This window comes from Paenirhizobium naphthalenivorans (assembly GCF_007992095.1).
GTDB classification, from domain to species: Bacteria; Pseudomonadota; Alphaproteobacteria; order Rhizobiales; family Rhizobiaceae; genus Allorhizobium; species Allorhizobium naphthalenivorans.
The window spans coordinates 148,885-175,219 of sequence record NZ_BJZP01000007.1 but is presented as its reverse complement, the minus strand read 5'-3'; the positions used below and the strand labels follow the sequence as shown (position 1 = coordinate 175,219).

Here is a 26,335-nt window from a genome sequence, read left to right as displayed (position 1 = left end):
TTTGCCTGCCTCCTCAGTCCTCCGCGACCGATGCGATCGTGTCATGGATCAGCTTCAGCACACCATTGGCATCAATGCCGGTGCAGATCCTCTGGCTCGGCAGATGGTCCCAGGCACTCGGGCCGAAGCCAATATAGTCCGGCTTCTGGATCGTCTGGCCGTCGGCAATGCCGCCGCAGACAACACGCACCGAGCCGGAACGCGTCGTGAACAAATGAGGGGCAACAACATAGACGCAGGCGCAGCTGTCGTGCACCACCATGCCGTCCGGCACCCGGCTCTCATAGAACTTGATGTAGAACTGCGACAGATCGAAGAGCAACCGGGCCCGGCTGCTGCCCGCGGCGTCACGGATGTCGGCGAGCTGCCGACGGGTCATCACCGTCTGGGTCGTCACGTCGAGGCCGACGATCACCACCGGCCAGTTCGCGGTAAAGACCATATCGGCGGCTTCCGGATCACCGTGGATATTGGCCTCGGCCGCCGGCGTCACATTGCCGTTGACGTCGAAGGCGCCGCCCATCACGACAACTTCCTTGACCAGTTCGGTGATGCCCGGGTCTTCCTTCAGCGCGTTGGCGAGATTGGTCATGCGGCCGACGGCAACCAGGGTCACCTCACCCGGATTGGCGCGGACCGTCTCGACAATGAAACGGTGGGCCGAGCGTGGATCGACGGGAATGTCGATTATCTCCGGCACGCCGATATTGCCGAGACCGTCGTCACCATGGATGAACTTCGGCGGTTCGTGGCTGACGCGATGGGGAATGAAGGTCTCGCCGGCGCCGCGCGCGACCGGCGCATCGATCTTCCATTCGCGCTTGAGGAAGAGCGCGTTGCGCGTCGTCGTCTCGATCGTCGCATTGCCGAAGACGGTCGTGATGCCGAGAAGATCGATCTCGCGGTGATGATGAAGGAAAAGCAACGCCATGGCGTCGTCGACGCCCGGATCCGTATCGAAAATGACCTTGTGCATGAAACCGCCGAAATGCTGTTGGAACAGGAATTAAGCACATGTCTTATCGCAACTGCAGCCGGATGGCCAAGCCGTCAGAAATCGGAGGCGGCGAATTCGGCCATCAGGGCCGGGAAGGCTTCCATCGGCGGAAAATGCGGATAGCTGTGCCGCGCCGGTGTTTGTGCCCAGGGCAGTTTTTCACTGGTGCAGGTCTCGATGAACGGGCGGAAATCGCGGCTGCCGCCGAGCATCGTCGCACGCACATTGACGAAGGGTCCCAGGCCGTCGAAACGGGTGAAGATCCAGCTCATGCAATAGGGACAGCAGAAGTGGCGCAACTCCCCGTGCAGCCCGCCGATGACCGGTTCGAGACCGAAAACCTCGAGACTCTGTTCCGGGTAGAGCGAACTCAGCGAAAAGGCGCTCGCGGTCATTTTCTGGCAACCGGTGCAGTGGCAGGCGAAGGTCATTACCGGCCTGCCCTTCACCTTCAGACGCACCTGTTCGCAGCGGCAGCCACCCTCGATGATCCTATCCTCTTGCGACATCTAGTTTCCTTCTTCTCATGATGTGCCTGCCGCTCTTCGCGCCCGTTCCGCATCACGCGCGTGGTTTCGCCGCTCGATAAACGTGAGAGCACGGGGACGCGGATCATCCAGGTATTGATCCGGCCCCAACATCTTGCGCGCGTTCAACTGGACGGTACCCAGCATGTCGAAATCCACCGTTTCGATCACCGCGCTCCATCCTGGCTTGTCCGCCGACCAGCCCTTTCGATGGTGCGCCAGAAGCCTATCCCGCAGCGAATAGCCGTGGAAGTCGAAAGCCACCACACCGTCTGTCACATAGATGTGCGCGCCCGCAAATCCCTCCGCAGGGACGATGCGCTCGGCGAGAAATCCTTTGAGAGGCGGACGCTCGAGATAGACACCGGCGAGAATGTGACAGGCACCATAGCCGAAGAAGATCCGGTCCGGCAGACCCCACCGCCTCACAGGGTCTTTCTTGATTCCGTGTTTCAGGACGTACATGCCCTGACGATAGAGGCCTACCTCACCAAGTCAACGCCCGAATGACGCGCTCAACGCGTGTCAGCTCTTCTTCTTCTTGCCCACATTGCGCAGCACATGGGAGAAACCGGAATTGTAGAGGTCGCTGTCGCGGAATTCGACATGACCAAACACCTTGCCGACCATGATCAGTGCCGTGCGGGTAATTTTCGCCTCGCGAACCGCCGCCTGCATGTCTTTCAGCGTCGTACGAATGAAAAGCTCATCCGGCCAGGTTGAACGGTATGCCACCACGACCGGGCAGTCCTCGCCGTAATAGGGAGTCAGCACCTCACGGATATGCGGCAGGTTACGGATCGACAGATGGATTGCGAGTGTTGCCCGGGATTTGCCAAGGATTTCCAGAGTCTCGAACTCCGGCATTAATGACGCCTTCATTTCGGTCCGTGTGATGATGATCGTCTGGGCGATCTCCGGCAGCGTGAGTTCCGTCTTGAGGCGGGCGGCGGTCGCGGCAAACGCCGGCACGCCGGGAATGACGTCATAGGGGATGCCGAGCGCATCGAGCCGGCGCATCTGTTCGGCGATCGCGCCATAGATCGACGGGTCGCCGGAATGAACACGGGCCACGTCCTCGCCACGGGCATGGGCCGCCTCCATCTCGGCGACAATCGCGTCGAGATGCATGGGGGCGGTGTCCTTGACGAGGGCGGACTCGGGAGCCGCCTTGACAATCTCCTCCGGGACCAGCGAGCCGGCATAGAGGCAGACCGGGCAACGCTCGATCAGCCTGAGGCCGCGCACGGTGATGAGGTCGGGAGCGCCGGGGCCGGCGCCGATAAAATAAACGGTCATTGCGAAACTTCCTTGCTCATCCCCGTATCCGATTTTCCGGAGTAGCCGCGTGGCGTGTAGACCCAGCTTTTGCCATCTCCGGTGACGACCGTGCGGCTTTCCGACGAACCGACGACGACGACCGTCAGCATGTCGACGTCGTCAACGTTCAGTTCGCCAAGCGGCACGGTGCGGACATGCTCGCCCAGGCGGCCGAGATTAGTGGCTAGGATGACCGGCGTCGTGGCTGGACGGTATTCCAATAGCTTGTCGCGGGCATAGGCGAGCTGGGTGCGGCGCTTCATCGACACCGGATTGTAAAAGGCGATGACGAAATCGCCCTCGCCCGCTGCCTTCACCCGCCGCTGGATATGCTCCCAGGGGGTCAAAAGGTCGGAGAGCGAAATCGTGCAGAAGTCATGGCCGAGCGGAGCACCGATACGGGCCGCGGCGGCCTGGAGCGCGGAAATGCCCGGAGAGACCTGCACCTCAATGCGGCTTGCGGCATCCGAAATGCCACCCTTGTCGAACAGTTCGAACACCAGCGTTGCCATGGCATAAATGCCGGCATCGCCGGAGCAGACGAGCGCGACGGACTTGCCCTCGCCGGCAAGCTCCATGGCGTGGACCACGCGGGCCTCTTCCTTGCCGAGATCGAAATCATGGCGAATCTTGCCGTCGGCAAGGGTCCCCAACAGATCGAGATAGAGCGAATAGCCGACGAGATCGGTGGAGGCGGCTACCATCGTCGAGACCTCCGGCGAGCGCCACTGGTCGGCACCGGGACCGATGCCGACGACGAACAGCTTGCCCCGTGCGCGGCCGACCGTGTCCGGATCGACAGGCGCTGGGCCGCAGGCGATAGCCGCCGTCGCGCCCTTCGACTTGATCTTCGGGAAAACCAGATCGCCGGACGGGCTGGCTCCCGCAAGAGCAGCCCCCTCGGCGACCCCGTGGCAGCCAACTTCGGCAAAGACGATGTCGGATGGGTTCTTCAGCCGTGGCGCTTCCTCTTCAAGGCGCGCGGCCGAGAAGAAGCGTGCCGGAACGCCAAAATGGCCGGCCACCGCGTGGATCGCGGTTTCGTCCGCCTTGACATCGATCGAGGCGACACAACTCAGGCTCTCCCGCGCCAAACCGCTATCGGCCAGTGCCGTCCGTGCCAACTCGATCGCCTCCTCTGTCGACGCGTGGCGTTCGCAGCCCATGCCCAGCACCAGCGTCTTTGGGTGATAGACGAGTTCCAGCGGAGCGGCGGTTCTTGGGCGATCGGTGACGGTCAGCGTCACGGTGCCGTCTGCGGCAAAGGGAATACGCGTGTTCGAAAGCCAGCTGGCCTGCCCGATCAACCGGGCCGAGGCGCCGGCCACCAGTTCAGCCATGACGGCTTTGGCGTTTTCCGGATTGGCAAGCACATAACCCCGCGGCGGCTGGTCGAGAGCGACCCCGAACCTCAGGTCGCCTGCGGTGGTCACCGCCGCATGACCGTCGAGGACTGCTGCGATCTTGCGGGCCAGGTCGTTTCCACCACGGTGACCACCGAGCAGCGGCACCACCGAGGCGCCATCGTCGGAGACGGCGACGACGGCCGGTTCGAAGAACTTGTCGGTGAGAAGTGGCGCGAGAATGCGGATCAGTGCGCCGGAGGCCATAACGGCGACGATCGGCCGGCCGGTGGAAAACAGGTACGACAGATGGGCCTTCGCCTCGTCGAAAGCAAAATCGACCTCCGAGGTCCGGGCGCTTGCACCGTGGAGGTCGCCGTCAATGGCATTCGCGATTTTCCGACCGAGCGCGTGGCTCGCCTGCGAGAGGATGACGACGGCGGGTCGTGAAGCAAGAGTCATGGGGTCATTCCGTTGCGGCGGCGAGCGATGCATTCCATCCCTCTCCGCCCTTGTAGATCAGGATCATCGAGAAATAAGGGGCGACGCTCTCCGGTACGGAGGCAAGTGGTAGGACCCGCTGTTCGGCCAAGCTGACGCGTTCCACATAGCCGGCGCAATCGGTCAAGCCCATGGCTTCGATCAGAGCGCGGACGCGGGCGAAGTGGCGGCCAACCTTGATGATGGCGACAGCGCCGGCGACGTCGATCCGGGCACGCATGGCCTCGTCATCAAGCGGCCCCGGTACGACCGAAAGCACGTCGTTGCGCGCCGCAAGCGGCCGCCCCAAAGCTGCGGCGGCCGCCATCATGGACGAGACACCGGGCACGATCTCACTCTCGTAGCGACCGGACAGGCGCTCGAACAGATACATGAAAGAGCCGTAGAAGAAGGGATCGCCCTCGCAGAGCACGGCAACGTCGAGGCCTGCATCGAGATGGCGCGAAAGCGTCTCGGCGGCCTGATCGTAGATCTCCTGCGCCGGAAAACGCTCGACACGCATCGGCACAACGATTGGCACTTCCTGTTGATGGGCGCCGAGATAGGGGGCCGCAATCTGGCGGGCGAAGCTTGGCCCGGTATCCGGCGCCGGATAGGCGACGACGGGCACGCCGGTCAGGATACGGTGAGCCTTCAGAGTAATAAGTTCTGGATCGCCGGGGCCAAGACCGAGTCCGTACAGTTTTCCAGTCATGCGGTCTCTCCTTTCGTCACCGACCAGATCGTCACTGGCATCAACGACTTCCAGCCGCAATAGCGGCCGACAGGTGCCGCCCGGGCGACGGAGAGGCGGATCAATTCGCCACCGAAAGCGCCGCGCAGGTCGGCAAGGCGAGCCTCTCCTTCAATCGTCACGACATTGGCCACCAGTTGGCCGCCGGGTGCCAGAGCCTCCCAGCAAGCTTCGAACACGCCTTCATTGGTGATGCCGCCACCGATGAAGACGACGTCCGGCGGCTCGAGACCTTCCAGTCCTTCGGGCGCGACATCTTCAATGATCTCCAGATCGGGCACACCGAGCGCATCGGCGTTGGCGCGGATCATCGCGGCACGCTCAGCCTTGCTCTCGATGGCGATGGCGCGGGTTCCCATGCCCGCGCGCATCCATTCGATAGCGATCGAACCGCAGCCCGCGCCGACGTCCCAGAGCAGCGCATCGGGAAAGGGCGAAAGCTGCGACAGGGTCACGGCCCGAATCTCGCGTTTGGTCAATTGACCATCATGGCGGAAGGCTTCATCCGGCAGACCGGGCACAGGCGAAAACAGCGGAGATTCCGAAGCGCAGTCGATCGCCAGTGTGTTGAAGTCGGAAATCGGCGGCTCGTTTTCGAGAAACTGCTGTGCCGTCATCGCGGTAATCCGTTCGGCCTCGCCGCCCATGTGCTCGAGAACCGTCAGCACCGACGCCCCAAAGCCGCGCTTGACCAGGAGCGCGGCGGCGGCCGTTACGGTCGAGGCGTCCGAGGTCAGCGCCAGGATGCGGGCGCGCGGCAGGAGATGGCGGTTAAGGTGGGTGAGCGGGCGACCATGCAGCGAGATCTGCACGACAGACTGCAGCGGCCAGCTGAGCCGGGCCGCGGCGAGCGAAAAGGCCGAGGGCGACGGCAGGATCAGCATCTCCTCTGCCGCCACATAGCGCCGTAGCGTAGCGCCGATGCCGAAATGCATCGGATCGCCGGTGGCGAGAATGGTCACGGGTGTGCCGCGCAGCTTCAGTACTTCACCAAGCGTCTGGCGAAAGCCCGCGCTCCAGGTGAGGATGCGCTTCAGCCCCGGCAGATGGCCGCCCTCCAGAACCGTATCGAGCCGCTCGCCAAGCACGATGGTCTCGGCCTGCCAGAGCAACGCCTGTGCCTGCGGCGTCAGGCTGGCTAGACCGTTGTCGCCGATGCCGATGATGGTGAGCCAAGGCTCTTCCGCATCTCTCTCAGTCATTGGTGCCGAGCCCTCCGGCAAGTGCGTTGACGGCAGCCGATGCCATGGCCGAGCCGCCGCGCCGGCCACGAACCACGATGTAGGGCACGCCGCGACTGTTTTCGATCAGGGCCTCCTTGCTCTCCGCGGCGCCGACGAAACCGACGGGAAAGCCGAGGATCAGTGCTGGCTTCGGCGCGCCTGTGTCCATCCGCTCGAACAGCCGGAAGAGCGCTGTCGGCGCATTCCCGATCGCCACAACGGCGCCGGCGAGCCGGTCGTCCCAGAAATCGACCTGCGCAGCCGAGCGGGTGTTGCCGATCTCGGTGGCTTTGGGGCGCACACGCTCGTCGTTCAGCAGGCACAGGACATCGTTTGCCGCCGGCAACAAACGCCGGATGATGCCGTGGCGCACCATCTCCACATCGCAGAGCACGGGCGCGCCACCAGCCAGCGCCAGAGCCCCAACCTCGAAGGCGCCCGCGGAAAAGGCGATGTCATAAGCCAGATCTGTCATGCCGCAGGCGTGGATCAACCGGATCGCCAGTTTCTCCATGCCGCCGTCGAAACGCGACAGTTCCGCTTCACCGCGGATCGTCGCGAAGGATTGCCGATAGATCTCGGCCGGATCACGAATGTAGTCGACACCGCCCACGCTCATCACTTCTTCTGCATGGACTTCGGGCCGAGCGGATGGTCGGCATGCGGGTACGGGGCATGATGATGGTCATGCCCATGATCATGCGGATGGCCGTGACCGTGGTCATGCTCGTGATGATCGTGCGCGCCATGGCCATGGTCGTGGTGATGGCCACAGCCGCAGTTCGGACCATGCTCATGGAGATGCGGTTTGCCGCTCGACGGTGCGTTCATCACAGCCTCGAGTTCGGCGTCGGGTGCCGCGTTCATCAAGTGGCCATACTTGCCGCCGAGCGTGGTGGAGGCGCCGTAGTCGAAGGCCGGTTCAAGGTCGTGCGGCTCGGCATGGCTGTGGACCGGCGTCCAGGGTAGACCATGCTCCTTGCAGAATTCGGGATCGCGGCAAGACGCATCGCAATCACCCTTGCACGGACAGTTCTCCAACCCGCCACCGATGCCCTCGACGTGATGGTGATGGCTTTCCTGCGGCTGGCCGATGTCGGCCTCGAAGCCCAGCACCTGTTCGCGGTACTTGCACATCTGGCAGTTCATCACCGCCGCGCCGTCGATGATCTCCTTGACCCGGTCCTGGAAGGCGTCGAGAACCAGCGGATGGTCGTTGAGGTAGCTCGCCTTGACGAACTGGATCTCCGGATGGCGCGCCGCCACCTCGTCGGTGTAACTGTAGATGCGTTTGACCAGCACGCCGGTGAAGAGGAAATACGGGAAGACGATGATGCGCTTGTAGCCGAGCTTGGCGGCATGGGTCAGGCCCGGCTCGACCAACGGGAAGGTCACGCCGGAATAACAGGTCTCACCCCAACCGAAACCCATCCCTTCCCACAGCATGCGCATGACCTTGGAGGCGTTGGAATTGGCATCCGGGTCGGACGAACCGCGGCCTACGACCATCAGCAACGTATCGTGCTTGTCGACGAAACCGAGTGTTTCGTTAGCCTCGTCCACGGCTTGCTGGATCCGCTCGCCGGCGGCGCGGATCATCTTCAGATCGATACCCAGCTCGCGGCCATAGTTGATGACCATACCCGGGTTCTGCGCCTGATAGGTGTTGAGCACGGAGGGAATGTCATTCTTGGCGTGGCCGGCGGCAAAGAGCATGCCGGGCACGGCGAGCACCCGGGTGACCCCTTTGGCACGCAGCTTGTCGAGGCCGGACGAGATCACCGGATTGCAGAATTCGAGATAGCCGTATTCGACCGGCATGTCGGGGTTTCGGGCGCGCAATGCCTCGGCGATAATGGCGAATTCGCGGGCCGCGTTCTGATTGCGACTGCCGTGGCCGCAGACCATGATTCCAAGTTTTTCAGTCATATTCAACAAGGCCTCCCTGCTTCGTGTTCTTGCATGTACGAAGCGCCGGAACCGCTTGAGATCGGTTCGCTAGCCTTGGGGACAGCTCCGGAATTGGCCCCCGACTTGGGTCGGCCGCACCGGACTATTTCCAGCCTGTCGAACAGGCGCCGTCGCACATTGGAAAGAGCTTTACCGAAGGCGACACATGCGGTCAAATCCGTTTGCGCCGGATCATGTGGCGGATGCGGCGAAGATCGCAGGCGCTCGGCCTTCCGCTTGCCGGGAATGTTGCCCCGCGCGCCGACATGGTGCAAGAGTGCGCCTCTTTCCGCATCCGCCGCACGGGGTCATCGTGGTTGAACTCGCCTTCCAGAGCCTGCTTCTGCTGTTTCTTGCCGCCTTCATTGCCGGCTTCATCGATTCGATTGCCGGCGGCGGCGGCCTCGTAACCATTCCCGCCATGCTGATCGCCGGTATTCCGCCGCTCCAGACGCTCGGCACGAACAAGCTGCAGTCAATGTTTGGCGCGGCCTCGGCGACGATGGCCTATGCCCGTAAGGGCCATGTGGACCTAAAGAGCCAATTGCCGATGGCCGCGTTCGCCGGGCTCGGCGGCGCGCTGGGCGCCCTGCTCGCGACCGTGGTTCCGGGTGACGTGCTGCGCGCGCTCATGCCCTTTCTGCTGGTGGCCATCGCCCTCTACTTCGCCCTCAAGCCCAATCTGGCGGATGTCGACCGGCATCAACGGATGACGCCCCTCCTGTTCGGCCTGACCTTTGTGCCGCTGATCGGCTTCTACGACGGCGTGTTCGGCCCCGGCACCGGCTCGTTCTTCATGCTGGCTTTCGTCTCGCTCGCCGGTTTCGGCATGCTGAAGGCAACGGCCCACACCAAGTTGCTGAACCTCTCCTCCAACCTCGGTGCCTTCCTCGTCTTTCTGGCGAGCGGCGTCGTCTTGTGGAAGGTCGGCCTTATGATGGGTCTTGGCCAATTTCTCGGCGCGCAGGCCGGCTCGAAGCTCGCGATGAAGAACGGCGCCAAGCTGATCAAGCCGCTCTTGATCGTCACCTGCGTCGCGCTTGCCACCAAGCTGTTGATGGACCCGAGCAATCCGGTCAGAGTGTGGATGGGGTTCTAGAGCACGCCCATTGAACGCGGAATCGCTTTGAGGATTCCCCTAGCTGCCGGATTCTGATTCCATCGCCCCAACTGTTGATTCGGTCGGAGGCAATATGACCCGAGCTTTCAGTAATGATCTGCGTAGCCGCGTTCTGGCTGCGTCACGCGATGGCATGTCGGCGCGATCAGCGGCGGCCCGATTTGGGATTGGCATTTCAACGGCCATCGCCTGGATCGCCAGCGCGCGGGCGGGTCAGTTGACGCCTGGGAAGCAGGGCCGACGCGGGGGCTCACGCCTCGATGCTCACGAGGACTTCATCATCGGCATGATCGAAGAGGAAAAGGATATCACGCTCAACGAGATGGTTCTGCGATTGCGTGAGGACAGAGCCGTATCGATCGGCCGCAGCGCGCTTGACGTCTGGCTGCGAAAGCGCGGCTGGACTTTCAAAAAAAGACCGCACATGCACTGGAGCAGGAGCGTCCTGACCTCCTGAAACGTCGTCAGGACTGGTTCGACGGCCAACTCGATCTCGATCCGGCGAGGCTCGTCTTCATCGATGAAACCGGTCTGAGCACGAAGATGTCTCGGCTTCGCGGACGGGCCCCTTGCGGAGATCGATGCCGCTCACCGGTCCCGCACGGCCATTGGAAGACGACCACCTTCACCGGAGCGCTCAGGCTATCCGGCATGACCGCGCCCATGGTCCTCGACGGTGCGATGAACGGCTCCGCATTCCAGGCCTATGTCGAACAGGTTCTCATTCCAACCTTGGCACCGGACGACATCGTCATCATGGACAATCTGCCCGCACACAAGGCGGAGGGCGTGCGGCGCGCAATTGAAGGCGCGGGATGCCGGTTACTCTACCTTCCGCCCTACAGCCCAGACTTCAACCCCATAGAGAAGGCATTTGCAAAGCTCAAGGCCGTCTTGCGCGCCAAAGCTGAGCGAACGGTCGAGGGTTTATGGAACACGGTCGGCCAGATCGTCACGCTGTTCGAACCGCAAGAATGCGCCAACTACTTCAAATCCTGCGGATATGACCCCGAGTAAAACGGACGTGCTCTAGAACACCGCCACGATAATTGCCCCGACACCGATCATCGCGACACCGCCCCAGGCCGCGAGACTGAGCTTCTCGCCGAGGAAGAGCGCGGCGAATATCGCGACCAGGACAATCGACAGTTTGTCGATTGGTGCGACGCGCGAGGCTTCTCCGAGTTTCAGGGCGCGATAGTAGGCGATCCAGGACGCGCCGGTGGCAAGGCCCGACAGGGCCAGGAAGATCCAGGTCTTGGCCGAAATCGTCGAAGGCGATTGCCATTGTCCGGTCGCGGCGACGATCCCGATGAGCACGACGAGGATCACCCCGGTACGGATCAGCGTCGCCAGGTCCGAATTGACACCGGCTACGCCGACCTTGCCGAAGATCGCGGTCAAAGCGGCGAAAACCGCCGAGAGAAAGGCCCAGAACTGCCAGCCTTGTACCATCAGAATTCGACCCCAGTCTGCGCCTTGATGCCGGAACGGAAGGGATGCTTGATCAGCTCCATTTCTGTCACGAGATCAGCAATCTCGATCAGCTCTTCCTTGGCGTTGCGACCGGTCAAGACGACATGCGTCATTTCCGGCTTCTCGCTCTCAAGGAAAGCCACCACGTCGGCGATGTCGATATAATCATAACGAATGGCAATGTTGATCTCGTCGAGCAAAACCATGGAATTGCTCGCATCGCGGATCAGTTCCTTGGCCTTCTCCCAGGCGGCCTTGGCCATGGCGATGTCGCGGGCCTTGTCCTGGGTCTCCCAGGTAAAGCCCTCGCCCATGGTGTGGAATTCGCACAGATCGGAGAAATGCTTGAGGATCAGGTCGCGCTCACCGGTTGACATGGCGCCCTTGATGAACTGCACGACGGCGCATTTCTTGCCGTGGGCGATGTGGCGGAAGATCATACCGAAGGCGGCGGACGACTTGCCCTTGCCCTTGCCGGTGTGGACGATGATCAGTCCCTTCTCGCCAGTCTTGGTCGCCATGATCTTCTCACGGGCGGCCTTCTTCTTCGCCATTTTTTCAGAGTGGCGGGCAAGATCCTCGGGTGAAGCGCCGGAAAGCTCGTCGGTCATGGTGTCATCCTCCAATTGTCGTTTCAGGCATCACCGCGGGCGAGCCGAGAGAGATCGAACATCGCCGAATTGCTGCGCGGCGTCCACAGCCCACGGTCGATCGCCTCGATCAGCCGCTCGGACATTTCCTTGAGCGCTGCCGGGTTCTTCTCCGCGATGAAATCGCGCACCCGCTCGTCCATGACGAAGGCTTGGTAGATCGCCTCGAAATGATGGTCACGCACAGCACCGGTGGTTGCCGAGAAGGCGAACATATAGTCGACGGTGGCGGCAATCTCGAAGGCGCCCTTGTAGCCGTGGCGCATCACGCCCTCGATCCATTTGGGGTTGACGACACGAGCCCGCACGACGCGGCCAATCTCTTCCTCCAGCGTGCGGATCACCGGCTTTTCCGGGCGTGAATGGTCGTTGTGGTAGACCGTCGGGCGGGCGCCGGCGATATGTTCGATCGCCGCAGTCATACCGCCCTCGAACTGGTAGTAGTCGTCGCTGTCGAGTAGATCGTGCTCGCGATTGTCCTGGTTCTGAACCACCGCCTGCACGGTCCGCAACCGCTCCTCGAACAGGCCGCGCTCGGCCTTGCCGTCTTCACCGGCGCCGTAGGCATAGCCGCCCCAGACGAGATAGGCTTCGGCGAGATCACTGCGGCGCTCCCAGCCCTTCTCGTCGATCAGCGCCTGAAGCCCGGCGCCGTATGCACCGGGCTTGGAGCCGAAGACGCGATAACCGGCACGGCGGGCGGCGGTCTTGTCGTCCAGCCCCGCAGCCACGAACCGCGCGGTCTCGGCACGGACACGGGCGGCGATCGGATTGTCGGCTTCGTCCTCATCGAGTCCGGCCACGGCACCGACAGCCTTGTCGTAAAGCGCGATCTGCTCCGGAAAGGCGTCACGGAAGAAGCCGGAGATGCGCAGCGTCACGTCGACGCGAGGCCGACCAAGGATGGCTTGCGGGATGATCTCGTAGCCGGTGACACGGCGCGAGACCATATCCCACAGGGGTTTCACTCCGATCAGCGCCAGCGCCTGAGCGATGTCATCGCCGCCGGTGCGCATATTGGATGTACCCCAGGCGGTCAGGCCGAACGAGGTCGGCCATTCGCCATGGTCCTGCACGTAGCGGGCGATCAGCAGTTCGGCGGATTTCTTGCCCAGCTCATAGGCGGCCGGGGTCGGCACGGCGCGGCTGTCGACCGAGTAAAAATTGCGGCCGGTCGGCAGGACATCGGGCCGCCCACGTGTCGGCGCACCCGACGGTCCGGGCGGCACGAAACGACCGTCGAGACCGGTGAGCAGTCCTTCGATTTCGGACGGGCCGGATCTGACGATCGACGGTTTTAGTCGCGTCTCGATCTCATCGAGTACGACCCGGGTTTGAGGCCAGTCTTCAGGGCAGGATGTGGTGCCATCCACAAGCTGCGTGGCAAGGAGCTCGATCCGCTCGACCGTGTCGCCTTTGGTCCGCCAGGGGGCATCCGTGAGATCGGCAAGGATGGCGGGCTTTGGACCGGTCCACGGATCGGACATGACGCAATCGAGGGGGTCGAATACGTCGACCTTTAACGAGAGCTCCACCTCTGGCCTGCCTGCCATCTCCCCCACAAGGGGGGAGAATACCATTGGCTTGCCTTGGCCTTCCAACGCTGCGTCAGGCGCAGGTGGAAGTCCCTCCCCCTTGTGGGGAGAGGTTGCGGAGGGGTTTTCTTTTCCCAGAACATCGACGGCGATCGCCCTTTGCAGGCTCTGGTCGCCGCCCTCGCCCAGACCGCGTGGCACCCGGGCAAGCGCCACCGTCAGATCAGTCAGCAGCCGGCCTTCCGGTGCCAGCCCGAAGATGTGCAGCCCATCGCGGATCTGCATTTCCTTCAGGTCGCAAAGATAGGCGTCGAGCTTTTCCAACGCGCTTTCCTCCGCTTCGCCCCTGGCGATGCCGGCATCCTGATCGAGGCCGATGTCAGCGATGAGTTCGAGGATCTGTTTCTTGAGAAGCTTCAAACGGCGCGGATCGCTGCCAGAGGCCTCGTAGTACTCATCGACCAGGGCTTCCAGATCCTTCAACGGTCCATAGCTTTCGGCGCGCGTCAGCGGTGGCGTCAGGTGATCGATGATGACGGCCGAGGTGCGGCGCTTGGCCTGCGTACCCTCACCCGGATCGTTGACGATGAAGGGATAGAGATGCGGCAGCGGGCCGAAGACCGCCTCCGGGTAGCAACACTCGGACAGCGCCAGCGCCTTGCCCGGCAGCCATTCGAGGTTGCCGTGCTTGCCCATGTGGATCACGGCATGGGCGCCGAACTCCTGCCGCAGAAAGGCGTAGAAGGCCAGATAACCGTGCGGCGGCACGAGGTCCGGCGAGTGATAGGTTTCCTTCGGGTCGATATTGTAGCCGCGCGCCGGCTGGATGCCGACAATGATATTGCCAAGGCGGGACAGCGGCAGGGCGAACCGACCATCGAGGAAGAACGCGTCTGTGGTCGGCGCGCCCCAGCGCACCGTGACCTCGGACTGAACCTTATCGGGAAGACTTTCAAAGAAGCTTATGTAATCGTTCAATGATATAAATTCGCGGACCTCGCGGTCATCGGCTGCCGCGTTCGTCGGGCCGGCCATCAGATGCGCCATCAGCGCGTCGCCATCGGCCGGCAGGCTGCCGATGGCATAGCCGGCAGCAGCCATCGCCCGAAGCACTTCGACGGTGCCCGCCGGCGTGTCGAGACCGACGCCATTGCCGAGACGGCCATCACGATTCGGGTAATTGGCCATGATCAGCGCCACCCGGCGCCCGTCCGCCGGAGTTGCCTTAAGCCGTGCCCAATTGGCGGCAAGCTCGGCAACGAAGGCGGCACGGCCGGTATCGGGCTCGTGGGTGACGATATTGGCCTCGACGCGAGTATCGAAGCGGGCGGCCGCCTTGAAGGAGACGGCGCGCGTCATGACACGACCATCGACCTCCGGCAGCGCTACGCTCATGGCAAGGTCACGGGCAACCAGCCCCTGGGAGGAAGATGCCCAGGCCTCGCGGGTCGAACTGGAGAATAACGCCTGCAGCACGACGGCGCCGCCCTCGTCCAGCACCGTCGACACCCGCTCGGCACCGGGAGCCGAAACGGCAAAACCAGTGGCATTGATTACCACGGCCGGCGGCGCCTCGGCGAAGATCGCCCGCAGCGTGTCGACAGAGACGGCATCCTTAAGGCTGGAGACGAAGACTGGCAGCGCGGCAAGTCCCTCGACTTTGAGTGCCTCGATCATCGTCTCGACCGGCTTCGTTTCGCCGCTCTGGACAAGGGCGCGGTAAAAACAGATGGCGACAGTTGAAGAGCCGGAGAGCGGTGCGGACAGGTGTTGCCGCCAGTCATCGAGTCCGATCGCGCCCCTGCCCGGCCACCAGATGCCGGCCCTGAGCAGCGGTGCGGCTGGTGACGGTTTTTCGCCATAACCGGTCAGGGCGCGGGCATAGTCGACAAAGGCCCGCGCGTTGGCATCGCCCCCTTCGATCAGATAGGCCCAGAGCGCACCAAGATCCTCGTCAGGCAGCGTCGAAAATTCGGCCAGTCCCTCATCGCGCTTGTCGTCTCCAGGAAGAACGGCGATCAAGGCGCCATTGCGGCGTGCTAGAGCGTGCAGGGCCTCCAGCGCGTAGTGAAAGTAACTCGCCCCGCCAAGCGCCCGGACCACGATCAACCTGGCATGCCGCGCGGTCCGTTCGACATAGGTGTCGACAGACATCGGATGCCTGAGGCTCATCAGGCTGGCCAGACGAAAGCTCGGACCTTCGCCTCGGGTGGCGACCGCTGAAGCAATTGCGGCCAATTCCGTATCGGCTGCCGAGAGGAAGAGGATATCCCCCGGCGTCTGGCCGAGATCGATCGCCTCCTCACCATCTGCAATCGAGCCTTTCTGGGCGAGCAGGAGATGCATGGATCAGGCAGCCGCCTGAACCGCTTCGACCACCGCGCCGAAATCCCATTCATGCAGGCCGATCACCACCAGACGGGTCTCGCGCTTTTCACCCGCGCTCCAGGGGCGGTCGAAATAGGTGTCAATCCGCGAGCCGACCGCCTGGATAACCAGACGCATCGGCTTTCCGGGCACGTCAATAAAGCCCTTGAGCCGCAGGACATCATGGGTTTCGATCACCGGTTTCAGGCGATCGACGAAAGCGAGCGGATCTGCGATCGCGCCAAGCTTCATCACGAAGCTCTCAAATTCATCGTGGTCATGATGGTGCTCATGGGCCTCGCCGCTCTCATGCAGCGCCTCGTGCTCCAGTTCGTGGTGCGACTTGCGGTTTTCGATGTCGCCCTCGGTACTTGCCCCCAGCCCAAGCAGCACAAACGCCGGCACGTCGCCATTCTTCGCCTCAATCAACGTCGGCTTGCGGTGAATGCGTTCGGCCACTTCTGCCCTCACCTTGGCTATACCTTCGGCGTCGAGCAGATCGGTCTTGTTGAGGACAATCAGGTCGGCGCAGGTAAGTTGGTCCTCGAACAATTCTTCAAGCGGGCTGTCGTGATCGAGGCCCTCGTCGAGCACGCGAGCGGCGTCCACCTTGTCATGGTCGTCGGCAAAACGGCCGGCGGCAACAGCCGCGCTGTCGACCACGGTGACGACGCCATCAACGGTGACGCGGGTGCGGATGTCCGGCCAGTTGAAGGCTGCGACCAGCGGCTGCGGCAAGGCAAGGCCGGAGGTCTCGATGACGATATGGTCGGGCTTCACGTCGCGTTCCAGCAAGCGCTGCATAGTGGGGATGAAATCGTCGGCAACGGTGCAGCAGATGCAGCCGTTGGTCAGTTCGATGATGTCGTCCTCGGTACAATTCTCCGCGCCACATCCCTTCAGCACGTCGCCGTCGACGCCGAGATCACCAAACTCGTTGATGATCAGCGCGATCTTCTTGCCGCCGGCGTTCATCAGCATGTTGCGGATGATGGTCGTCTTTCCGGCACCAAGAAAGCCAGTGATGACGGTCGCGGGGATCTTCTGTTGCAGCATGTTCAACCCTTCATTTTCAGCGGCAAGCCGGCCGCGACGAAATAGACTTCTGCGGCGCAGGCCGCGATCATTTGATGGAGGCGACCGGCGTGGTCGCGGAATTCGCGGGCCATCCTGTTCTCCGGCACAATTCCGAGCCCCACCTCGTTGGAAACAAGGATAACCCTGGCCTTGAGATTGGGCAGGAGTTCAGCGAGTTCGGCCGAGCGGGCCGCTAAATCCTGCGCCTCCAGCATCAGGTTGGTGGCCCAGAGCGTCAGGCAATCGACCAGCACGACGCGGGCCGGATCGTCGATCAGCCGGAGAAGGCCAACGAGATCGATCGGTTCCTCGTGGGTCGTCCAGCCGTCGCCGCGATCGGTGCGATGCCTGGCAATCCTGTCGCGCATCTCGTCATCAAAGGCGCGACCGGTCGCGACATAATGGCGCTCCAGCGCGCAACCGGCGGCCAGTCCTTCGGCAAAGCGCGACTTGCCCGAGCGAGCGCCGCCCAGCACGAGGATCAAGGAAGGATGTTTAACTGTCGTCATGCGGCGCCCAGCGAGAGCGGGCCGCAGACAGCGGAGAGGCAGGAAAACAGCCGCAGGGCCGCGCGATCGGGCGCAACCAAGCCGAACGGGCTTGCGGACACGAGGCCGGCGCAACGCCGCCGCAAAACATACGCGCATTCACGGGATCGGCAGATCCCGTTCTTCGATAATGTCGCCACGACAACCTCCGTGCTGGCAACCAGGGGAACCTCCCCTTCGCAAGGTGTGGGCTTGATGCCCGGCACGGTTGGCAGGTCTCCTGGCTCGCGGGTCGTGGCGCACAAAATGCGCCGGTGGATCTTCCTCGCCTTCCCGGAGTTGAATGCGGCGCGAAAGGGGGACGATTCGTAGAAGTTAGAGGCGTCCGGCCCTGGCTGATCGCGCAGCCCTCCAGTGGCTTTTCCGGCACCGTCCCCGCTTCGGATCGTCCGCACCACGCAAACAGCCATCCGTCACCAAAGTCGCTGCCGAACGGAAGACCCTCGCCGCTCTACAGTCGCGGGGTCGGCTGCGATTAGCAGTCCCGATCTGGATCCCTGCCGTCGCATTCCCTTTTTCTTTCCGCTCCACCAACCGGCAGATCGGAAACCATCCGTAACCTATGGAATAGGAGGAAGCCGAGTTCAAGTCAATCGAGGCAGGGGTTAGCCCGGCCTCGTTACAGCCATCGCCTCAGCGGCAGAAGGCGCCTGGCGGGCAACGCCCCGGACGGAAACGCGGCCGTGGATGACGATGATGCCGGCCGGCGGCAGCTCCGCCGATGATCGCGGCGCCAACGCCGAGATTACCGAGGGCGATCGCGGCATAGCGGGCCGAGTTGTCAAAACGCCCTTCAAGAACACGGTCAGGCCGGCGGCGAGCGCGAAGGCAGTGGCGGCCTATGCCGGCGGCTCGACGACGGTAGAGGTGCGGGCGCCGTCTTAGTCAGCCCGGCGATCCGGTTATTGGCAATCGCGACGAATTTACCCGTTGTGTAGGCCGCCAGATAGGCTTGGTAGTCCGCCTGGGCATTGCCGCTTGCAGCGGCCTGCCAGAGCGCCAACTCCTACTTCCAGCCCTGATCCGGCGCGGAAGGCCGCCGCCTCGGGCGGCGCGACCGGTTGCTATGTCTGCTGTGCCGAGACCTGCCCGCCGCCGATCGAAAGGCTGACCAAGCATGCAAGCTCCGTCCGTGTCAATTTTGTCATCATGTGAAACGCCCCCCAGCAATAAAGCCAGTAACGCCCCCTTCACGCAAATGCCGCAACCTCACATGCTCAAGTGTAATTGCAGTGACCCGAAAATTTAAAGTGATATACGAAAATTCAAACGGCCCGCCCGCTCTACCGTGAAACAACGCCGTAAATTACAAGCGCGCAATCAAGGCTACGCGCACGCTGTGAATACCTCTTGTCCGCTACGGACTCTTAGTCGGACGGCGGGCAGTTTTCGACGTTCGGGTCGCAAACCGGCTTCGGTTGCCCCAGCACGACCGCGGCGCTCGCGCCCTCTTCCACATTGGTCTCGACATTAGTGCCAGTCACTGCGGCGGGCGCCGGCAATGACGGCTCTGCCGTTTTCTCTACGACCGGTGCCACCGGAGCATGCGACGCGACGGGTGCCTCCCCCTGCGGCCCAAGCGCCGTTTTCATTCGGGTCGTCTGAGTGCGCGGCGCCCGAACCAGATGGCGGAAGGACGGCGATGCCAATGAGAAGGCAAAGCGCACGCGACTGGCGATTTCCTCGACAAGGCTCTCCTCAGCCATCAGCGGATCATCAGTCGGGTTGTTGACCGAGAAGCTTCCCGTCGCAACTGGATCACCGCTCTCGATCGATACGGCCGTCACAGAGAAGCGGGCGGTCCGCAGGCGTTGACGGGCGTTAAAGCCATAGCCCAGCTTGTCGATCCGGACCATGACGACAACGCGCTCGGCGCCTGCCGGCGGCCGCGTTGCGGTGATCGCCGCCGACACGCGACGATCGACCCCCGCGACGATCCGCTTGGGCACCGTCTGGTCGGCAATCACCGTCACGTCACGGACATTGTAGACGAGTGGCCGCGTGATCGGACGGCCATTGAGCAGACTGCAAGAGGCCAAGGCGCCGACCAGAAGCACGAAAAAGCCAAGCGTGAAAAAACGCGCGAGCATGAGGAAACCCGATGGATGATTCTATTTCACCAAGGGTCCCATTTTATGGTTAGCGAACCGTTAGCTCGCAGCCCGCAACGCCTCAAGCATGGCCGCCGCCGCCGAAATTTCGACAAAACGCTTGGCGCGCCGTGCCTCAGCCTCTGGATCCACGCCCCAATGCTCATCCGTCCAGTCTTCATCGAGATGAGCGAGCGCCCAGACCTCATCGACCGACAAATAACGATCCTTGAGGGCAAGGGTTAGCGTCGCCGACCCGGTCAGCGTCGTCACAACATGCAGACATGCGAGAGAAAGAGGTGAAAGATTCGGCTCCAAAGCCCGGGCGAAGGCGGCGGTCGCCTCCGAGGGCTGCTCTTGGTGGATGACGCCCTCAACCAGAATGAAGCGAGCGCCGTGTGTCTCTGCCATCCAGCCAAGCACCGGATCCCAGCGTTCACGTTGCCGCTCTACCAGTCGTTCCGGACCATCGGCCCGGTAGCACAGCATGTCGCTGCCGCTGTAGCGTACGATGTCTTCGAACACCGCCTCGGCCTGGTCGGCCACGGCATCGATCGCGGTATTGGCAAGCCGCGTCGCCGGCATACGTTCCGGATCGATCACCTCGACCTGCGCCCGCCATTCGGCGGCCACCAGTTCGGCTGCCGGGCGCGTCGGTAACACCAGCGGGTTCTTGCCCGGCGTTTTTACGCCCCGCCCGTCGAGCTTTACCGCGTACCCGTTGTCGTCCGCTTCGACCGTGACCGCCGTGTAGAAGCGCTTCGGCAGCGGCCGCTTCATCTGGATCTGGGCGCGGCGCACCGGATCCTCGTGGCTGTGCTCGGGCGTGAAGGAGCCAAAAATGTCGGAAAGCTCGTCGCGCATCAAAAGTCCTCAGTGTATAAAAGCAAGGATGTCTTCCGGACGGTCGACCACCGCATCGGCACCGGCCGCCCAGAGTTCCTCAGCATCGGCATAACCCCAGGACACACCAATCGCTGCGGCTCCTGCGGCCTTTGCCATCTGCATGTCATAAACCGCGTCGCCGACCACCACCGTGTCCGCCGGAACGAGGCCCGCCTGTTCACAGCATTCCGTCACCATGGCGGGATGCGGCTTCGACGGGCAATCGTCCGCCGTGCGGGAAACGAAGAAATGGGAGGTGAAACCATGGGTTTCAAGCACCCCGTCGAGGCCGCGGCGCGACTTGCCTGTGACGGCGCCGATCAGCACGTCGTCGCGCTCCACGAGTTTGCCGATCAATTCGCGAATACCGGGAAACAGCGGCTCCTGGAAACCGAGCTCACTGCGGACGCCGACGAAGATCTCTTTGTAGTAAGCCATCATCGCCACGGCTTCCGCGTCGGCATGCGGCTTGCCGTCAATACGGGCGATCGCGATGTCGAGCGTCAACCCGATGATCGCCTTGGTTTGCGCAACCGTCGGCTCGGCCTTGCCGAAATGACGGAAGGTCCGGACCATAACCTCGTGGATCAGAGCGACACTATCGACCAGCGTACCATCGCAATCGAAGAGAACCAGCTTCATTCGTCGTCGCCATCTCTGTCACCGTCGGATTGGTCGAGACCCAGCAGGTTCCAAGTCTGTACCATGTGCGGCGGCAGGGGCGCCGTCACCTGGAGCCGGCCGCCGTTCGGATGAGGGATGTCAATGCGGCGCGCATGCAGATGCAGCCGCTTCTGAACGCCACCCGGGAAGTCCCAATTGTGGTCGTCGATGAAATATTTTGGATCACCGATGATCGGATGGCCGATATGCAGTGCATGAACGCGTAGCTGATGGGTACGACCGGTATAGGGCTCCATTTCCAGCCAGGCGAGATTCTGCGCGGCGGTGTCGATGACGCGATAGTAGCTAACCGCGTGATCGGCGCCATCCTCGCCATGCCTGGCGACGCGCATGCGGTCGCCTTCGTCGGTCTGATCCTTGACCAGCCAGGTAGAGATCTTGTCGTCGTGCTTGCGCGGTACTCCCTTGACCAGCGCCCAATAGGTCTTGTGGGTATCGCGTTCGCGGAAGGCCGCGGTCAGCTTTTGGGCCGCGCCACGTGTGCGGGCAACCACCAGCACGCCGGACGTATCGCGGTCGAGCCGGTGCACCAGGCGCGGTTTCTCGCCCTTCTTGCTGGTCCAGGCCTCAAGCATCTTATCGATGTGGCGGGTCAGGCCCGAACCGCCCTGCACGGCCAGACCGGCAGGCTTGTTGAGCACGAACACCTTCTCATCCTCATGCAGCAGCATACGCGACAGCAGCTCGCCATCCTCGGAATGCTTCAGGTCATGCGAGCCGATCGGCCCGGTCTTGATCTTGAGGTCCACGTCCAACGGCGGGATACGCACCACCTGCCCCGGCTGCACGCGGGCATCAGTCTTCACCCGGCCACCATCGACACGCACCTGGCCGGAGCGCAGCAGTTTCTGCAACTGGCCGAAGCCGAGGCCTGGGAAATGCACCTTGAACCAACGGTCCAGACGCATGCCTGCCTCGTCGCCCTCAACGGTGATATGCTCAATGCCTGCCATAGCCAATCTTTCGGTCACTCCTGCGGAAAAACCCACAGATCTCATCTTAGGCAGGGCTTTAGAGCATTTCGGACTAAGATGGAAACAGGAAAACGACTCAGAGCAATGAACGCATCAGACCGATCCCGGCGATTACCGCGACAATCGAGGCGCCAATGCTGAGGAGCACATAGGTTGTCGCCGCAAGCGTCGCGCCCCGTTCAAGCAGGGTCACGGCATCGAGCGCAAAGGCGGAGAAGGTGGTAAACCCGCCAAGAAAACCGGTAATCAGCAAGAGCCGGAGTTCAGCGGAAGCCCCGAAACGCGCGACGACAAGCTCTGCGAGAAAACCGATGGCGAAGGAACCCGCCACGTTTACCGTCAGTGTGCCCCACGGGAAGGACGCGCCCATCAGGCGCAAGGCCCCAAGGCCGACAAGATAGCGGCAAACGGAGCCCAAAGCCCCACCAATAGCAACCAGCAGGATTTGGTTCATACCACCTCCCTTGCGACCCGGCCTTTCGACCGGGATGGGAAAGCCCACCGGAGCGAACCGGCGGGCCCATCGATCAGGCCTTGGCAGCCGCCAGGAAGTCCTTGGTGAAACCTTCGAGCGCAGCCCAGTCGGTGAACTCGTGGATGTGCTTGACGTCGGTAGAAGCCCCCTCGCGCTCGGCAAGCCGCTTGGCCATCCAGCGCTTGAAGAAATCGTATTCCGTATAGCGAAGAGCACCGGCGGCATGATGTACCATGCCCGGCGTCCAGCCGGTCTGCGCCATCAGCGCGTCAGGGAAATGCATGGCTTCCTCGCGCTCCTCGGCGAACTCGCTTTGAATGAAAAGCGACACAGATACGAAGGCGCTCGGCACCGTTTTCAGCCAATCCCGCTCGCGCTCGACAAAGTCTACGAAGGGCGTCGGATAGCGGCCGGCGTGGATCGGAGCACAGAGAATCGCCGCTTGCGGATGGTCGACACCATACTCGGCGCCAGTCACCACATTGAACAACACGGCCCGATCCCCGCCTTTTTCGACCTGGGCGGCGATCGTCTCGGCGATCTTTTTCGATTGTCCCTCGATGCTCACATAGCCAACGAGAATGATCATGCTTGCCTCCCCTCCACACCCCGCCGCCAGCTTGGCATTGGGGCCCAAACGTTATTGATCAAAACAATTTTGACCGACGCAATTTCAGCTGGAAAATGACAGATTGCACCGCAATTGCAAGGGTATCGGCAGCCCTCTGGCCGTCTGGCAGCAAAATAATTCATCGTTGAACAATGCCTCACCTATCCATAAGACTTTACTCAATTTGCAACCTTCGATTTAATAAAGCGGAGACGCGGTTGATGTAACATCCTCTGATTGATTAGCAAATTGGTGAAGCCAATGACACAGGTCGTCACAGTCTCTGCCACGACAGCCGCCTATGCGATGGAGCACGTGAAGCCGCAACAGCGGACATCACGCAGTTCGTTCTCGGACGAGAACACCCGCCTGCTCGCAGAGCAAGCAGCCACCAGCGAGGACTTTCAGCTCAGGGCTCTCCTCAACATCGTACAGCCACCAGCGCTCGCACTCTACTTCCTGACGGCCGGCCAAAAGAACCTAGCGCAGGCGAGCCTCAAGGACACGCTTGAGGCCTACAAGAATTCGGCAGCCTGACGCAAAGACCGAATGATCCTCCCGGACAGAAAGGGCCACGACCGCAACGCGATCGTGGCCCTTTCGCTTTGCCCGAAATCAGGTCCTATTTGCCGCTAGCCGGTCCAACCGGGAGCACCAGATCAACCGAACCAGCCTTTTCAAACGTCAGCTTGACCGCAACCTTGCCACCCTCGACGAAGGGCTCTTTGACCTGCATGAACATCATGTGCAGGCCACCCGGCTTCAGTTCGACGGTTTCACCGGCCGGAACAGGAATGCCGTCCTTCAGCGGGCGCATTTTCATGACATCGTCGACCATGACCATCTCGTGCAGCTCCATGTGGCCAGCGCTCGGCGATTCGGCAGCGATCAGCACGTCGTCAGTCGAACCGGCGTTCTTGATCTTGATGAAGCCGCCACCGACCGGCTGGTTCGGCAGCATGGCGCGGGTGAAGCCGGCCGTCAGTTCCAGATCACCGACCTTCACGGCCTCCATCGAACCCGGATTAGCGCCGGCCATGCCGGACCCGTCAATGGCGCCATGGCCCTGCATCTGGTTGCCATTCATCTGCGCGACAGCAGCAGTGGCAAAGAGGGCGACGAATGTGAGAGTTCTAAATACGTTCATTTTCGTTCTCCGGCGGCATCGTGCGTGATCTTTTTTCACGACGACGATCTTCCGCAATTTGCATGATTTCTATTAGAATCGAAGGCGTTAAATCAGGCAAATGCGGGGGGAGCACGGGCTCGCTGGCGAAGGATGAAACGGCGTTCACCGCCACTGCGCGCCTCTCCTAGCCGGTTTTCCAGCGAGGCGAACAGCCCCAGGAGCCAGGCACCGTCATCCGGCAGCGGCAGAACCGTCGATGAGGCAAGCGCACAGGCTTCGCAGAATTGATGCACCAGCGGATGCTTGATGGCCGCGTCGCTAATGCAGAGATCGGCAAAGGTGCCATCCGGCAGCCGAAGCGAGGCGCTCTCGTAAGCGGCTGCCATGACCTGCGGGGGCTTGTGGGCGAAGGCAAGAGACAGGATCGCGAACGCGCAAAGCACGCGCACAAGTCCGCTCCCAATCCACCTTACCTTAGACATCCAAGCCCTCCATTGTGGACGTTTCCATAACCGGTTTCGACCAAAGATCAAAGGCCGGTGCCAGCTATACTCAGAAAGTCTCATGCGAACAGACATACAAATCCTTGATCCTGGACAAACCGCGCGAGAACGGTGCCGACCGCCAGACCGGGCGATCTCTGCCCCAACGAAAGAATGAAGCGCCAGCGACAATTATTTGCTCGCTGACGACGCTTGCCTCTTGCCAAGCGGCAGCCCAGCCCGATAATTGCCGCATCCCTGCAGGGAGAAGCCGGTTCACTCCGGTGCCGAAGGAGCAACCGCCCCGGAAACTCTCAGGCAAAAGGACCGCAGGGCGTCGACTGAAACTCTGGAGAGAAACCTTCCGAAAGGAAGGGTGCGCCGAAGGGATAACAATCTCAGGCCAACGGACAGAGGGGGCTCAAGACACCGGCACATCCGTGCCACGACCTGAGCCGGCGCGCGAGCGCCAAAGACGGAGACGCCCCTTGGATCAGTCCGCCGAACTTCTCAAAACACCCCTTTACGACCTGCATCTCGAACTAGGCGCCCGTATGGTGCCATTCGCCGGCTATGACATGCCTGTGCAATACCCGGCCGGTGTGATGAAGGAACACCTCCATACCCGCGCCAAATGCGGCCTGTTCGACGTCTCGCACATGGGACAGGTAGAGCTCCGGGCCATGTCTGGCACGTTCGAGGATGCCGCCCTAGCGCTTGAAAGCCTCGTGCCGGTCGACATTCTCGGCCTGAAGCCCGGCCGCCAGCGCTACGGATTCTTCACCGATGACAACGGCGGCATCCTCGACGACCTGATGTTCGCCAATCGCGGCGACCATCTCTATGTCGTCGTCAACGCCGGCTGCAAACAGGCCGACATTGCCCACATGAAGAAGCACCTCTCCGAACGCGTCGAGGTCACATACCGCGACGACCGTGCGCTGTTGGCGCTTCAGGGGCCGCGCTCGGAGGTCGTGCTTGCGAGCCTCGGGGCCGACGTCGCCGCGATGAAGTTCATGGACGTGCGCGACGTCACCCTCTGCGGTGCACCGTGCATCGTCTCGCGCTCCGGTTATTCCGGCGAGGACGGCTTCGAGATTTCCGTGCCGGCGGACAAGGCGGAGGAACTGGCCAGAGCCCTGCTCGCCCATCCCGATTGCGAGCCGATCGGCCTTGGCGCCCGCGATTCGCTGCGGCTGGAGGCCGGGCTTTGCCTTTACGGCAATGACATCGATACCACGACGTCGCCGATCGAAGCGGGCCTCGAATGGGCGATCCAGAAGACCCGCCGCACCGGTGGCGCCCGCGAAGGCGGCTTCCCCGGCGCGGGACGCATCCTGTCAGAAATCGACACCGGCGCCTCCCGCCGCCGCATCGGCCTCAAGCCCGAGGGCAAGGCGCCGGTACGTGGTCATGCCAAGCTCTATGCAGATAATGAAGGCAGGACGGAACTCGGCGAAGTGACGTCCGGCGGCTTCGGCCCGAGTGTCGAGGGCCCCATCGCGATGGGCTATGTGCCCGCGAGCCATGCCGAACCCGGGACGCAGATCTTTGCCGAAGTGCGTGGCAAGTACCTGCCGGTCACTGTCGCCGCCATGCCCTTCGTCACCCCGACCTACAAGCGTTGAGATCACGGATG

General features: G+C 62.3%; 26 protein-coding genes, 1 pseudogene and 3 riboswitches. Of the genes and pseudogenes, 5 read left to right on the top strand and 22 right to left on the bottom strand.

Annotated features, from left to right (window positions below):
- Positions 1 to 13 precede the first annotated feature (13 nt).
- The 9 genes from RNA01_RS09675 to RNA01_RS09635 form a co-directional block, all read right to left on the bottom strand.
- The gene (locus tag RNA01_RS09675; RefSeq protein ID WP_147179859.1) at positions 14 to 976 is read right to left on the bottom strand and encodes a nucleoside hydrolase; all 963 of its coding nucleotides are present in this window, start codon (positions 974 to 976) and stop codon (positions 14 to 16) included.
- Positions 977 to 1,050: 74 nt separating this feature from the next.
- Positions 1,051 to 1,506 carry a GFA family protein gene (locus tag RNA01_RS09670; RefSeq protein ID WP_147179856.1) on the bottom strand — a complete coding sequence of 152 codons (456 nt, stop codon included), beginning with the start codon at positions 1,504 to 1,506 and terminating at the stop codon, positions 1,051 to 1,053.
- 15 nt (positions 1,507 to 1,521) lie between these two features.
- Complete coding sequence (locus RNA01_RS09665) at positions 1,522 to 1,989, bottom strand: hypothetical protein (RefSeq protein WP_147179854.1); 468 nt, start codon at positions 1,987 to 1,989, stop codon at positions 1,522 to 1,524.
- Between the two features lie 60 nt (positions 1,990 to 2,049).
- Positions 2,050 to 2,823: a precorrin-4 C(11)-methyltransferase gene (gene cobM / locus RNA01_RS09660; RefSeq protein WP_147179851.1), complete on the bottom strand. Its 774-nt coding sequence runs from the start codon at positions 2,821 to 2,823 to the stop codon at positions 2,050 to 2,052.
- Positions 2,820 to 4,649, bottom strand: a complete 1,830-nt coding sequence (cobJ, locus tag RNA01_RS09655) for a precorrin-3B C(17)-methyltransferase (RefSeq protein WP_147179848.1) — start codon at positions 4,647 to 4,649, stop codon at positions 2,820 to 2,822. The genes cobM and cobJ overlap by 4 nt, the downstream gene beginning before the upstream one ends.
- A gap of 4 nt (positions 4,650 to 4,653) precedes the next feature.
- Complete coding sequence (cobI, locus tag RNA01_RS09650; RefSeq protein ID WP_147179845.1) at positions 4,654 to 5,382, bottom strand: precorrin-2 C(20)-methyltransferase; 729 nt, start codon at positions 5,380 to 5,382, stop codon at positions 4,654 to 4,656.
- Positions 5,379 to 6,623 carry a precorrin-6y C5,15-methyltransferase (decarboxylating) subunit CbiE gene (gene cbiE / locus RNA01_RS09645; protein WP_147179844.1) on the bottom strand — a complete coding sequence of 415 codons (1,245 nt, stop codon included), beginning with the start codon at positions 6,621 to 6,623 and terminating at the stop codon, positions 5,379 to 5,381. The genes cobI and cbiE overlap by 4 nt, the downstream gene beginning before the upstream one ends.
- A complete protein-coding gene (locus RNA01_RS09640; RefSeq protein WP_147179842.1) occupies positions 6,616 to 7,263 on the bottom strand; it encodes a precorrin-8X methylmutase in 648 nt (215 codons plus the stop codon). The genes cbiE and RNA01_RS09640 overlap by 8 nt, the downstream gene beginning before the upstream one ends.
- Positions 7,263 to 8,573, bottom strand: coding sequence for a sirohydrochlorin chelatase (locus RNA01_RS09635; protein ID WP_147179839.1), 1,311 nt, complete (start codon positions 8,571 to 8,573; stop codon positions 7,263 to 7,265). The genes RNA01_RS09640 and RNA01_RS09635 overlap by 1 nt, the downstream gene beginning before the upstream one ends.
- A gap of 334 nt (positions 8,574 to 8,907) precedes the next feature.
- On the opposite strand from RNA01_RS09635, the gene RNA01_RS09630 reads away from it, so the two are divergent.
- Both RNA01_RS09630 and RNA01_RS09625 read left to right on the top strand, forming a co-directional pair.
- The gene (locus RNA01_RS09630; protein WP_147179837.1) at positions 8,908 to 9,693 is read left to right on the top strand and encodes a TSUP family transporter; all 786 of its coding nucleotides are present in this window, start codon (positions 8,908 to 8,910) and stop codon (positions 9,691 to 9,693) included.
- Between the two features lie 94 nt (positions 9,694 to 9,787).
- Positions 9,788 to 10,731 (top strand): IS630 family transposase gene (locus RNA01_RS09625; protein ID WP_235916543.1). Its coding sequence is split into 2 segments (ribosomal slippage): positions 9,788 to 10,112 and positions 10,112 to 10,731, totalling 945 coding nucleotides; the frame shifts between segments, so codons are not numbered across the junction.
- 12 nt (positions 10,732 to 10,743) lie between these two features.
- Here RNA01_RS09625 and RNA01_RS09620 read toward each other — a convergent pair.
- From RNA01_RS09620 to cobU, 5 genes are read right to left on the bottom strand one after another with little or no spacing between them, the layout of a single operon-like run.
- Positions 10,744 to 11,169, bottom strand: a complete 426-nt coding sequence (locus tag RNA01_RS09620) for an EamA family transporter (protein ID WP_147179834.1) — start codon at positions 11,167 to 11,169, stop codon at positions 10,744 to 10,746.
- Positions 11,169 to 11,801 (bottom strand): cob(I)yrinic acid a,c-diamide adenosyltransferase, encoded by a 633-nt coding sequence (gene cobO / locus RNA01_RS09615; protein ID WP_147179831.1) that lies wholly within the window; start codon positions 11,799 to 11,801, stop codon positions 11,169 to 11,171. Before cobO ends, RNA01_RS09620 begins: the two co-directional genes overlap by 1 nt.
- A 23-nt stretch (positions 11,802 to 11,824) precedes the next feature.
- Positions 11,825 to 15,721: a cobaltochelatase subunit CobN gene (gene cobN, locus RNA01_RS09610; protein WP_147179828.1), complete on the bottom strand. Its 3,897-nt coding sequence runs from the start codon at positions 15,719 to 15,721 to the stop codon at positions 11,825 to 11,827.
- A gap of 3 nt (positions 15,722 to 15,724) precedes the next feature.
- Entirely contained in the window at positions 15,725 to 16,798 is a 1,074-nt protein-coding gene (gene cobW / locus RNA01_RS09605; protein WP_147179825.1) for a cobalamin biosynthesis protein CobW, read from the bottom strand.
- Between the two features lie 2 nt (positions 16,799 to 16,800).
- The gene (gene cobU / locus RNA01_RS09600; RefSeq protein WP_147179822.1) at positions 16,801 to 17,328 is read right to left on the bottom strand and encodes a bifunctional adenosylcobinamide kinase/adenosylcobinamide-phosphate guanylyltransferase; all 528 of its coding nucleotides are present in this window, start codon (positions 17,326 to 17,328) and stop codon (positions 16,801 to 16,803) included.
- A 232-nt stretch (positions 17,329 to 17,560) separates the two neighbouring features.
- A riboswitch (cobalamin riboswitch) is annotated at positions 17,561 to 17,936 on the bottom strand.
- A 118-nt stretch (positions 17,937 to 18,054) separates the two neighbouring features.
- On the opposite strand from cobU, the gene RNA01_RS09595 reads away from it, so the two are divergent.
- The gene (locus RNA01_RS09595; protein WP_147179818.1) at positions 18,055 to 18,252 is read left to right on the top strand and encodes a hypothetical protein; all 198 of its coding nucleotides are present in this window, start codon (positions 18,055 to 18,057) and stop codon (positions 18,250 to 18,252) included.
- A 482-nt stretch (positions 18,253 to 18,734) separates the two neighbouring features.
- On the opposite strand, the gene RNA01_RS09590 is transcribed toward RNA01_RS09595, so the two are convergent.
- The 6 genes from RNA01_RS09590 to RNA01_RS09565 form a co-directional block, all read right to left on the bottom strand.
- On the bottom strand, positions 18,735 to 19,457 hold the full coding sequence (locus tag RNA01_RS09590; protein WP_147179816.1) for a hypothetical protein: 723 nt from the start codon (positions 19,455 to 19,457) through the stop codon (positions 18,735 to 18,737).
- Between the two features lie 60 nt (positions 19,458 to 19,517).
- Positions 19,518 to 20,321 carry an ATP12 family chaperone protein gene (locus RNA01_RS09585; protein WP_147179814.1) on the bottom strand — a complete coding sequence of 268 codons (804 nt, stop codon included), beginning with the start codon at positions 20,319 to 20,321 and terminating at the stop codon, positions 19,518 to 19,520.
- 9 nt (positions 20,322 to 20,330) lie between these two features.
- Positions 20,331 to 20,984 carry an HAD-IA family hydrolase gene (locus tag RNA01_RS09580; RefSeq protein ID WP_147179812.1) on the bottom strand — a complete coding sequence of 218 codons (654 nt, stop codon included), beginning with the start codon at positions 20,982 to 20,984 and terminating at the stop codon, positions 20,331 to 20,333.
- Positions 20,981 to 21,979 carry an RluA family pseudouridine synthase gene (locus tag RNA01_RS09575; RefSeq protein WP_147179810.1) on the bottom strand — a complete coding sequence of 333 codons (999 nt, stop codon included), beginning with the start codon at positions 21,977 to 21,979 and terminating at the stop codon, positions 20,981 to 20,983. The genes RNA01_RS09580 and RNA01_RS09575 overlap by 4 nt, the downstream gene beginning before the upstream one ends.
- A 97-nt stretch (positions 21,980 to 22,076) precedes the next feature.
- Entirely contained in the window at positions 22,077 to 22,454 is a 378-nt protein-coding gene (crcB, locus tag RNA01_RS09570) for a fluoride efflux transporter CrcB (RefSeq protein WP_147179808.1), read from the bottom strand.
- A gap of 73 nt (positions 22,455 to 22,527) precedes the next feature.
- Entirely contained in the window at positions 22,528 to 23,064 is a 537-nt protein-coding gene (locus tag RNA01_RS09565; protein WP_147179806.1) for a flavodoxin domain-containing protein, read from the bottom strand.
- Positions 23,065 to 23,346: 282 nt separating this feature from the next.
- Here RNA01_RS09565 and RNA01_RS09560 point away from each other — a divergent pair, with 282 nt between their 5' ends.
- Positions 23,347 to 23,622 carry a hypothetical protein gene (locus tag RNA01_RS09560; RefSeq protein ID WP_147179805.1) on the top strand — a complete coding sequence of 92 codons (276 nt, stop codon included), beginning with the start codon at positions 23,347 to 23,349 and terminating at the stop codon, positions 23,620 to 23,622.
- 85 nt (positions 23,623 to 23,707) lie between these two features.
- On the opposite strand, the pseudogene RNA01_RS09555 reads toward RNA01_RS09560, so the two are convergent.
- Positions 23,708 to 24,091, bottom strand: a pseudogene (locus RNA01_RS09555) (copper chaperone PCu(A)C); the annotation flags it as partial.
- A 233-nt stretch (positions 24,092 to 24,324) separates the two neighbouring features.
- Positions 24,325 to 24,696, bottom strand: coding sequence for a hypothetical protein (locus tag RNA01_RS09550; protein ID WP_147179801.1), 372 nt, complete (start codon positions 24,694 to 24,696; stop codon positions 24,325 to 24,327).
- A gap of 251 nt (positions 24,697 to 24,947) precedes the next feature.
- Positions 24,948 to 25,036, top strand: a riboswitch (glycine riboswitch).
- 1 nt (position 25,037) lies between these two features.
- Positions 25,038 to 25,120: riboswitch (glycine riboswitch) on the top strand.
- Positions 25,121 to 25,184: 64 nt separating this feature from the next.
- On the opposite strand from RNA01_RS09550, the gene gcvT reads away from it, so the two are divergent.
- Positions 25,185 to 26,324, top strand: coding sequence for a glycine cleavage system aminomethyltransferase GcvT (gcvT, locus tag RNA01_RS09545; protein WP_147179800.1), 1,140 nt, complete (start codon positions 25,185 to 25,187; stop codon positions 26,322 to 26,324).
- The last annotated feature ends 11 nt before the right edge of the window (positions 26,325 to 26,335 follow it).